This is a genomic window from Mesonia sediminis, assembly GCF_042684705.1.
Lineage (GTDB): Bacteria > Bacteroidota > Bacteroidia > Flavobacteriales > Flavobacteriaceae > Mesonia > Mesonia sediminis.
Map to the genome: position 1 here is coordinate 1 of NZ_JBHULZ010000027.1, position 988 is coordinate 988.

Below are 988 nucleotides of genomic sequence, written 5' to 3' on the forward strand. Positions count from 1 at the left end.
CACGTTATGGGCAAGCTGAAAAAAAACATATATATGATTAAAAAACTACTGTTATCCACTATCGGCCTTTTAATGATTTCGTGTTCTAACAAAACAGATGATAAACGGACTGAAAATTTTCCCAAAGAAGAATTGCAAGTGACGGTAAATCCCGAGAAAAAGAATGTTTGGGTTTTCCTTTTAGCTGGACAATCAAATATGGCAGGACGTGGCTTGGTTGAACCTCAGGATACAATACCTTCAAAAAGAATATTAACTATTAATAAAAAGAATGAATTAATATACGCAAAAGAACCTCTTCACTTTTATGAACCTACTATGACAGGTTTAGATGTCGGACTTTCATTTGGAGAAGAATTAATTAAAAATGTTCCAGACAGTATTTCAGTTTTATTAATTCCAACTGCCGTCGGTGGAAGCTCGATAACGCAATGGTTAAATGATGATAATTTTCGGAATGTCCAATTGTTTACGAATTTTAAAGAAAAATTGGAATTAGGAAAAAGTTACGGAACATTAAAAGGCATTATTTGGCATCAAGGAGAAAATGATGCTACAAATGAAAAAGATATAGAAAATTATCAAAATAAATTAAATCAATTAATTACAAAGTTTAGAAAAACCTCTGGAAATAATAAGCTGCCAATTATTATTGGAGAGCTCGGTTCATTTTCAGCTAACCGTGAACAATGGGAAAAAATTAATGAAAAAATTAGAGCTTATGCCTCCACCGATAGTCTTACAAAGGTGGTCAAAACAGCTGATTTGGAGCATAAAGGAGATAAAGTTCATTTCAGCTCGGAAAGTATTAGAATTTTAGGTGAAAGATATGCCAGAACATACCTGAACTAAAAAGCCTGCCCATAACAATGAATAACACAAATTGCGGAATACCTGTCAAAAATGACATTTTTGACTACTTTTTAAAATAGAGTTTAACGGACAAATTCAAGTCTCCAAGCCGCAACTTGCGTTATTCGGGACGTTG

The 988-nt window shown here is 33.2% G+C and carries 1 protein-coding gene; it reads left to right on the forward strand.

Going from position 1 to position 988, the window contains the following annotated elements:
• Window positions 1–852: sialate O-acetylesterase (locus ACFSQ0_RS07105; RefSeq protein ID WP_379046214.1), on the forward strand; the 852-nt coding region annotated here is incomplete at its 5' end.
• Window positions 853–988: the final 136 nt, after the last annotated feature.